This window comes from Bradyrhizobium sp. F1.4.3, from assembly GCF_040548375.1.
Taxonomy (GTDB): Bacteria; Pseudomonadota; Alphaproteobacteria; order Rhizobiales; family Xanthobacteraceae; genus Bradyrhizobium.
In genome coordinates this window covers 25442-34408 of record NZ_JBEPRN010000031.1, presented here as the reverse complement: position 1 = coordinate 34408, position 8967 = coordinate 25442, and the positions used below count along the sequence as shown (strand labels likewise).

The 8967-nt window shown below is 64.6% G+C and carries 9 protein-coding genes and 1 pseudogene; 6 read left to right on the top strand and 4 right to left on the bottom strand.

What is annotated here, in order from left to right; all coding sequences use genetic code 11:
• From ABIB73_RS36735 to ABIB73_RS36710, 6 genes and pseudogenes are all read left to right on the top strand, one after another.
• Nucleotides 1-113, top strand: a pseudogene (locus ABIB73_RS36735) (UDP binding domain-containing protein); the annotation flags it as partial.
• Between the two features lie 143 nt (nucleotides 114-256).
• Entirely contained in the window at nucleotides 257-2731 is a 2475-nt protein-coding gene (gene hrpB, locus ABIB73_RS36730) for an ATP-dependent helicase HrpB (protein WP_354232270.1), read from the top strand.
• 127 nt (nucleotides 2732-2858) lie between these two features.
• Nucleotides 2859-3371 carry a TIGR02281 family clan AA aspartic protease gene (locus ABIB73_RS36725; protein WP_354232269.1) on the top strand — a complete coding sequence of 171 codons (513 nt, stop codon included), beginning with the start codon at nucleotides 2859-2861 and terminating at the stop codon, nucleotides 3369-3371.
• A 48-nt stretch (nucleotides 3372-3419) separates the two neighbouring features.
• Nucleotides 3420-3722: a nucleotidyltransferase family protein gene (locus ABIB73_RS36720; RefSeq protein ID WP_354232267.1), complete on the top strand. Its 303-nt coding sequence runs from the start codon at nucleotides 3420-3422 to the stop codon at nucleotides 3720-3722.
• Nucleotides 3722-4078, top strand: a complete 357-nt coding sequence (locus tag ABIB73_RS36715; protein ID WP_354232265.1) for a HepT-like ribonuclease domain-containing protein — start codon at nucleotides 3722-3724, stop codon at nucleotides 4076-4078. Before ABIB73_RS36720 ends, ABIB73_RS36715 begins: the two co-directional genes overlap by 1 nt.
• A gap of 120 nt (nucleotides 4079-4198) precedes the next feature.
• A complete protein-coding gene (locus ABIB73_RS36710) occupies nucleotides 4199-5698 on the top strand; it encodes a phosphomannomutase/phosphoglucomutase (protein ID WP_354232263.1) in 1500 nt (499 codons plus the stop codon).
• Between the two features lie 160 nt (nucleotides 5699-5858).
• Here the strand turns inward: ABIB73_RS36710 and ABIB73_RS36705 are convergent, their stop codons facing one another.
• The 4 genes from ABIB73_RS36705 to ABIB73_RS36690 form a co-directional block, all read right to left on the bottom strand.
• Nucleotides 5859-6368 carry an Lrp/AsnC family transcriptional regulator gene (locus ABIB73_RS36705; protein ID WP_354232261.1) on the bottom strand — a complete coding sequence of 170 codons (510 nt, stop codon included), beginning with the start codon at nucleotides 6366-6368 and terminating at the stop codon, nucleotides 5859-5861.
• A gap of 67 nt (nucleotides 6369-6435) precedes the next feature.
• Entirely contained in the window at nucleotides 6436-7389 is a 954-nt protein-coding gene (locus tag ABIB73_RS36700) for a sugar kinase (protein WP_354232260.1), read from the bottom strand.
• A 13-nt stretch (nucleotides 7390-7402) separates the two neighbouring features.
• On the bottom strand, nucleotides 7403-8347 hold the full coding sequence (gene nudC, locus ABIB73_RS36695; RefSeq protein ID WP_354232258.1) for an NAD(+) diphosphatase: 945 nt from the start codon (nucleotides 8345-8347) through the stop codon (nucleotides 7403-7405).
• 11 nt (nucleotides 8348-8358) lie between these two features.
• Nucleotides 8359-8778, bottom strand: a complete 420-nt coding sequence (locus ABIB73_RS36690; RefSeq protein ID WP_354232256.1) for an HIT domain-containing protein — start codon at nucleotides 8776-8778, stop codon at nucleotides 8359-8361.
• Nucleotides 8779-8967: the final 189 nt, after the last annotated feature.

Here is an 8967-nt window from a genome sequence, read left to right as displayed (position 1 = left end):
CGACCATGGCCCAGCCCGTCATTGTCGACCTCCGCAATATCTACCGTCCCGAAGAAATGGCCGCCGCCGGCTTCGTCTATGAGAGCGTCGGGCGGTCGTCGGTGCAGGGCTGATCGCCACATATGATTGTCATACCCCGCGAAGGCGGGGTATCCAGTACGCAGAGATCTTCGGAATGGCCGGGATCTGAGTTGACTGGATCGCCCGCCCCCAGTGCGCAGTTGCGCACAAGGCGGACGATGACGGATCGAGACTTTTGCCCCGCAGCTTCGACACGCCCCTGCCGATCGACGCCGTGCTCGACGATCTGTCGCGCACGCTGGAGGCGCATAACGCCGCCGTGCTGGTGGCGCCGCCCGGCGCCGGCAAGACCACGCGGGTGCCGCTTGCGCTCTTGGATGCGCCCTGGGCCGCGGGCAAAAAGATCATCGTGCTCGAACCGCGGCGCATTGCGGCGCGTGCCAGCGCGGATCGCATGGCCAAATCGCTCGGCGAGCGCGCTGGAGAGACCGTCGGCTACCGTGTGCGTTTCGGCTCGAAGATATCGCGGGCAACGCGCATCGAGGTGGTGACCGAAGGCATTTTCACCCGCCAGATCCTCGACGATCCCGAGCTCTCGGGCATCGCCGCCGTCCTGTTCGACGAATTCCACGAGCGCTCGCTCGATGCCGATCTCGGCCTCGCGCTGGCGCGCGATGCGCAACTGGGACTGCGCGAAGATCTGCGCATCCTGGTGATGTCGGCAACGCTCGATGGCGCGCGTGTCGCAAAACTCTTGGGCGAGGCGCCCGTCGTCGAAAGCGAGGGCCGCGCCTTTCCGGTCGAGACGCGTTATCTCGGCCGCAAGGCGGATGCTCAGATCGAGCGGCAGATGGCGGATGCGATCGCCTCTGCCCTGCGCGCCGATGCCGGCTCGGTGCTGGCGTTCCTGCCGGGCGCGGCCGAAATCCGCCGCACCCAGAATTTCCTCAGCGAGCGCGTGCAGGATGCCTCCATCGAGATCGTGCCGCTGTTCGGCGCGCTCGATGCCGCCGTGCAGGATCGCGCGATCTCGCCGGCGCCGAAGGGCATGCGCAAGGTGGTGCTGGCGACCTCGATCGCGGAGACCTCGCTCACCATCGAGGGCGTCCGCATCGTGGTCGATTCAGGCCTTGCCCGCGTGCCACGCTATGAGCCGGATATCGGACTGACGCGGCTGGAGACCGTGCGTGCCTCGCGTGCGGCGGCAGATCAGCGTCGCGGCCGCGCCGGTCGCACCGAGCCCGGAATCTGCTACCGGCTCTGGGACGAGCCGCAGACCGCGTCGCTGACGCCCTATACCCAGCCGGAGATCCTCAGCGCCGATTTGTCGTCGCTGGTGCTCGATCTCGCGCAATGGGGCGTCGCGGATCCGGCGGCACTGTCGTTCCTCGACCCGCCACCCCAGCCGGCCTGGAAGGAAGCCAAGAGCCTGCTCTCCGAGCTCAACGCGCTCGATGGCGACGGCCGCATCACGTCGGAAGGCAAGAGCCTGCGCGCGCTGGCGCTGCCGCCGCGGCTGGCGCGCATGATCGTGGATTCGCACCGCGCGGGTGAGGGCGAGGCCGCCGCCGAAATCGCCGCCATCCTCACCGAGCGCGGGCTCGGCGGCGACAACGCCGATCTCGAGCACAGGCTTGATCAGTTCCGCCGTGACCGTTCGCCGCGGGCCGCAAGTGCGCGTGACCTGGCGCGGCGCTGGGCTTCCCAGGTCGCGGCGTCAGAGAAGGCGGGGCCGCAGGATGATCTCTCGACCGGCCTGATGCTCGCCTACGCCTTCCCGGACCGCGTCGCGCGCAACCGCGGCAATGGCAGTTTTGTGCTCGCCAACGGCCGCGGCGCCGCGGTGGAGCAATCGTCGTCGCTTGCCCGTGTGCCCTATATAGCGATCGGCGAGATGACGGGGACGGCGGCCAGCGGACGCATCCTGCTTGCCGCCCCGATCGCGCAGGACGATATCGAGCTGCACTTCGCCGAGCATATCGAGGCCGTCGACGAGATTTCCTTCGATCGTGGTGCGATGGCGCTGCGCGCGCGGCGAAAGCGTACGCTGCATGCGATCACGCTGTCGGAGGCACCGTTCGCGCTGTCGCCTTCGGAGGCGACCGCGCGCATTCTCGCCGACGGGCTGATTGCCGCGGGCCTCGACCGGCTGCCCTGGTCGAAAGCGGCCAGGCAATGGCGCGATCGCGTGATGTTTCTGCGCAAGGCGGAAGGCGCGAACTGGCCCGACCTCTCGGACGATGGACTGATCGCGCGGCGCGACGACTGGCTGGTGCCCGCGCTCTACGACAAGACCGCGCTGAAGGATATCTCCGCCGGCGATCTTTCCGATGCGCTAATGGCGCTGTTGCCGTGGGAGATGCGCGCGCGGCTCGATCGCGAGGCGCCGACCCATTTCGAGGCGCCGACCGGCACCGTGCTCGCGATCGACTATGAAGCCGAGCAGGGACCGACCATCGCGGTGCGGCTCCAGGAATTGTTCGGCCTCAACACCCATCCCTCGATCGCGGCCGGCAAGGTGCCGCTGGTGCTGGAATTGCTGTCGCCGGCGCAGCGCCCGGTGCAGGTGACGCGCGATCTTCCGGGCTTCTGGCGCGGCAGCTATAGCGCCGTGCGCTCCGACCTGCGCGGCCGCTATCCGCGCCATCCATGGCCGGAAGATCCGGCGAATGCGCTCCCGACCCGGCGAGTGAAGCCCCGCGGCACCTGAGAAATCACCAACGCGCATTAACCGTCCGCTCATCCTTTTCGTCAAAATAGCACCGCCTCAGTCGCGGCTTCGCTCGCGGGCAGGCACGTCGCGTGGTCAAATCGTGCTTTCGGTTCCGAGTAGTGTCATGCGTAACATAATGATCTTCGCGGCCATCCTGATCGGGCTGGGCACCTTCATGGCGCAAATGGCGGACAGGATGAGCTCCGCGTCCGCCACGTCCGCACCGCGCACGACGGTGGCAGTTGCGACAACGGCGCCGGCTGGCGGCCGCAGCTTCAGCATTGCGCGCGATGGCCGCGGCCATTTCCAGACCGAAGGTCGCATCGAGGGCCAGCGCATCGGCTTCATGGTCGACACCGGCGCTTCCGTGGTCGCGCTGAACGAGACCTCTGCCGCCCGCTTTGGCCTTCGTCCCTCGCGCGGCGAGTACAACGCCACCGTCTCTACCGCCAACGGCACCATCAAGGCCGCGCGCGCCCGCATCGCCATGCTCGACGTCGGCGGCCTCATCGTGCGCGACGTCGATGCCATGGTGCTTCCGGACGAGGCGCTGTCGGAGAACCTGCTCGGCCTCTCCTTCCTGTCCAGGCTGAAACGGTTCGAATACGCCAACGGCCAGATGGTGCTGGAGCAGTAAGCCTATCGAAGTGCTGGAAAACAGCACATTTGCGTCTATATTGACCCCATGCGCCGCGATGACGTCATTGCCCGGTTGAAGGAAGTCGAGCCCGCTCTGCGGGCCGCGGGCGTTGGGGCCCTTTATCTGTTCGGCTCCCATGCTCGCGATGAGGCGAATACCGGCTCCGATGTGGACGTCTTCGTTGATCCTGCGCCGGATAAGGATCTTGGCCTCCTGCCGTTCATGGAGGCCTATGAGGCCTTGCAGGACGTTTTCGAGCACCGCGTTGAGATCGGCTATTCGACCCGTGCCGGTCTCTCGCCCCACATTCGGTCGGACGTGGAACGCGAAGCGCTGCGGATATTTTGATGGCCGCGAGCAGAAGCCCAAGAGCGCGCCTGCTGCATATTCGCGATGAGATCGACGGTGTCGCTGCTGCCGTCAAGGGGCTTACTTTCGAGCAATATCGAACGAGCTATCTGCACCGCCGGACAGTCGAGCGCGCCGCGCAGATTATTTCAGAGGCCGTCAAGGCGCTGCCGCGTGATCTTTTGGCGCGATACGGCGATGTTCCCTGGGCTTCCATCATCGGGATCGGAAACCTTCTGCGGCACGAATATCAGCGGCTCGACGATTTTCAGCTGTGGGAGATAGCGACGGTGCACTTGCCGGAGCTGGAGCCAGTGATCAAGCGGATGATCGAAGAGCTGGACGGGCCTCCATAGCGTTTCCCCGTTACCAAACTGCCGCAATTATTAGCCATAAGCTGCCATTCCCGCCTTCCGCTGCGGCCCGGCATTCGCTAAGGCTGCATCAATTCCTGCCTTTTTCACGAGATCGTCTCAATGTTCCCCAAGCCGAAATCCGTATTGTTGCCCAACACCTATGCCTTCGAATCCGAGCCGATGGTGAAGGCGACCGGTTTTCGCGAATACGACGCGCGCTGGTTGTTCCAAAAGGAAATCAACCTGATGGGGATCCAGGCGCTCGGCATGGGGCTGGGCGCGCTGATCGCCGAGCTCGGCGTCAGCCAGGAGATCGTCACCGGCCATGATTTCCGCGGCTATTCGGCCTCGATCAAATACGCGCTGATCTCCGGCCTGATGGCTGCGGGCTGCAAGGTGCACGACATCGGCCTTGCGGTGACGCCAATGGCCTATTTCGCGCAGTTCGATCTCGACGTGCCCTGCTGCGCCATGGTCACGGCCTCGCACAACGACAACGGCTGGACCGGCGTGAAGATGGGTGCCAACCGTCCCTTGACCTTCGGCCCCGACGAGATGACGCGGCTGAAGGAGATCGTGCTCAACGCCGATTTCAAGAACAAGGCCGGCGGCTCCTACCAATTCCACGAAAACTATCCGGCGCGCTACATCGCCGATCTCACCAGCCGTCCGAAGCTGAAGCGAAAGCTCAAGGTCGTCGCAGCCTGCGGCAACGGCACCGCCGGCGCGTTCGCGCCGCAGGTTCTGGAAGCGATCGGCTGCGAGGTGATTCCGCTCGACACCGAGCTCGACTACACCTTCCCGAAATACAATCCAAACCCTGAAGACATGGAGATGCTGCACGCGATCCGCGACGCGGTGCTGCAGCATAAGGCCGATGTCGGCCTCGGCTTCGACGGCGACGGCGACCGCTGCGGCGTCGTCGACAACACCGGCGAGGAGATCTTCGCCGACAAGGTCGGCGTGATGCTGGCGCGCGACATGTCGGCAATCGTCAAGGACGCGCAGTTCGTCGTCGACGTGAAATCGACCGGCTTGTTTGTGACGGATCCCGTGCTGCAGAAGCAGGGCGCCAAGACCACCTATTGGAAGACCGGCCATTCCTACATGAAGCGCCGCACCAACGAACTCGGTGCGCTGGCCGGTTTCGAGAAATCCGGCCATTTCTTCTTCAACAAGCCGGTCGGCCGCGGCTATGACGACGGCTTGGTGTCGGCGATCGCGATCTGCGAGATGCTCGATCGCGCGCCCGGCAAGTCGATGGCCGACCTCAAGAACGCGCTGCCGAAGACGTGGTCGTCGCCGACGATGTCGCCGCATTGTGCGGACGAGACCAAATATGGCGTCGTCGATGCCGTAGTGAAGCATTTCGAGGCGTTGCAGGCGAAGGGTGCGAAGATCGGCGGACAATCGATCCGTGATCTCGTCACCGTCAACGGCGTGCGCGTTACGGTCGAGGACGGCAGCTGGGGCCTGGTGCGCGCCTCCTCCAACAAGCCCGAGCTCGTGGTCGTGGTCGAGAGCCCGGTCTCGGAACAGCGCATGCGCGACATGTTCGAGATGGTGGACAGCGTGCTGCGCACCCATCCCGAAGTCGGCGAGTACAATCAGAAGATCTAAGCGCGGGGCTCGCGCGCTCGCACCACAAGCTCTACTGTCATCCCCGGCTTGACCGGGGCATGACAGTACGCCGCAGCTTCTCCGTATCCCATCGTCGTCGTTGGAATACTGGATCGCCCGGTCATCGAGCCGGGCGATGACAGCTTCTTTGTGGTGAGACTTAAGCCGCCACCACCGCCGGGATCGGCAGTGCGGTGACCGACTTGATCTTCTCCATCGCGAAGCGCGAGGTGACGTTCTTCAGCGGTACGGCGCTGATCAGCTTCTTGTAGAACACGTCATAGGCCTGCATGTCCGCGACCACGACGCGCAGCATGTAGTCGACGTCGCCGGCCATCCGGTAGAACTCCATCACCTCGGGCATGGCGCTGACGGCTTCGGCGAATCTCTTGAGCCAGGCATCGGAATGATCGGAGCTCTCCACCGACACGAATACGGAGATGCCGAGCCCGATCTTGTTCTGGTCGACCAGCGCCACCCGCTTCAGGATGACGCCGTCGGCCTCAAGGCGCTGGATGCGCTTCCAGCAGGGGGTCGAGGACAGCCCGACACGGTCGCCGATCTCCGCAACTGACAGGGAGGCGTCGTCCTGAAGCACCATCAGGATCTTGCGATCGATGGCGTCGAGCCGGCGGCTGGTCTCTGGGATTTGGACAGCGAGGTCAGCCATTTGAAGAACTTTGTTCCAATTCAAGGGTCGATTTACCTGATATAGAGAAGATCATTCTATAGCAAGCCTATAATCTTGGCGACCAGCTGGGCTGGCTTTCCCGGCTCCCGCGCAAAAACTCTTCAACCTCAATACGTTGCGGTGCAGCCATGCCGCCGCCATGGCGGGTGCATTTCAGCGCTGCGGCGGCCGCGGCGAATCGCAGCGCTTCCCGTACGTCGCCGCTTTCGGCGAGGCGGAGCGTAAAGGCAGCATGGAAGACGTCGCCGGCGCCAAGCGTATCGATCGCCTGGACTGGGAAGGCCGGTGTCTCCTCCAGCTCGCCCCCCTCGTTCAGCCAGATCGTGCCATGCGGGCCGCGGGTGGCGGCGAGGAAGGCCGGCGTCAGCCTCGCCAGGCGCTTCAATGCCTCGCCATCGTCGGCCACATCAGTCGTCTCCTGCAGCTGTTCGCTGGCGAACAGCAGATGCGAGGCGGCCGTGAGCAGGTTGTCGGTCAGCGCCATCGCGCGATCGACGCCGACGATGATTGCAATGCCGCGCCGTCGCGCCGCGGCGCAGAGGTCGGTGCAGAACGAGGCGCAGCGGCTCTCGACGAGAACCGCCTGGCAATCGGCCAGCAATTCGTTGGCATCCGGCAGCTGTACGGTCCACAGCGCCGGATCGCGATAGATGGTGAGGGTTCGCTCTCCGGAGGGCTCGATCATGATCGCCGACACCGGCGTCATCAGACCCGGCATGCGCACGATATGCGTGGTCTCGATGCCCTCGGTCGCCATCCGTTCGAGGATGAAGCGGCTCGATGTCTCCTGCGCGTTGCCCATCGGCCCAGTGAACGCGGCGCGGCCGCCGAGCCGCGCAATCGCGATCGCGGCATTGAGCGCGTTACCGCCGCAGATCTCCGCGAGATGGCTGGCGTTGGCCTTGCTGCCGCGCGCGGGCACGGCCTCGACGCGAAAGGTGAGGTCGCGCACGGGAATGCCGATGCAGAGGATGCGCGGCGCGATCCCTGGTGCGGCCATCGGCGGTCTCGACTTACGCGCCGCTCTTGTCGTGCACCCAGCGGCCGAGCAGATGATGGGCAATGGCGAAGGGATGCGGGCCGGCGAGCCCGTCGGGATGGGTCCGCGTCAGCATCAGCGCCGCCTCGTCGCGCGTGAACCAGCGCGCGTCTTCAAGCTCGGAGTGGTCGACGACGATGTCCTCGTTCAGCGCCCGCGCACTGCAGCCGATCATTAGCGACGACGGGTAGGGCCAGGGCTGGGTCATGTAATACTGAACGTCGGTGCAGCTTATGCCTGACTCTTCGAGGATTTCGCGACGCACCGCATCCTCGATGGTTTCGGCGGCCTCGACGAAGCCGGCGAGGCAGGAGTACATGCCCGGCGGAAACTGCTTCTGGCGGCCGAGCAGACATTTTTCGCCTGAGGCCACCAGCATGATCACGACGGGATCGGTGCGCGGAAAATGCTCGGCCTTGCAAGCAGGGCATTCGCGCTTCCAGCCGCCTTCCTTCATCGCGCTGCGCGTGCCGCAATTGGCGCAATAGCCGTGGCGCTGATGCCAGCCCACCATCGACTTCGCCATCGCGATCGCCGAGAGCTCTTCGGGAGGGATTGCGCCCTGCATCGCCATGCCGCGCAGCTCGGTCACCGTGTAGTCGTCGCGGCCAATCAGCTTTTCGGCAGCGGCCTGCGGCATCCCCATGCCGAACACCGCGGCGCCATCGCGCAGGCCGAGGAAAATCGTGCCGGGATTGGCGCCGCATTTCAGCGCCTCATCGATCGACAGCAGCGCACGCGCTTTTTCACCCTCGCGCTTCACCAGCAGCGAGTCGCGATAGACGACATAGGCGCGTGAGGACGGCTTCTGCTCCATCGCGAACAGTTTTTCGTCATCGCGGCGCAGATGCGCGGCGCGATCGAGGACGTTGGTGACGAAGGCCGGCTGCCCCAGCGGAAACGAGTCGAATGCTGACATTTCTTGTTCTTTCAACCCAACCAGATTTTTCGGCGAAGCGCGCTGATGAAATTCTGCACCTCGGTGGCGTCATGCGCCAACGGCTTCATCACGCCCCAGACGGGCCGTGGCCATGCCGCATCACTGGTCCGGCGCGCGATGATATGGACGTGAAGCTGCGGTACCAAATTGCCCAGCGCCGCGATATTCAGCTTGTCGCATTGGGTGATCTCCTTCAGCGCGCGCGAGACGCGGGAGATCTCGGTCATCAATTGCGCCTGCTGGACTTCGTCGAGATCGATGATCTCGACCGCATCAGGGCGCCGCGGCACCAGCAAGAGCCACGGATAATGCGCGTCCTTGATGACCAGCACTTTCGACAGCGGCAAATCGCCGATGTCGATGGTGTCCTCTTTCAGGCGGGAATGCAGCGACCAGGCGGGATCAGACATGAAGGTTTCCGGGATGGCCCGACGGGTTCGGGCTTGGCGGGGCGGAACCCCTGAATATTTGGCTCGACCATACGATACCGAGTCCGATAGGGGAAGGATCGGAGCCGCAGGGGCCGCATGCTCAGCTGTCGTCCCGGCGAAGGCCGGGACCCATAACCCCAGGGAGAAGATGTTGCGCGAGGTCCTGGT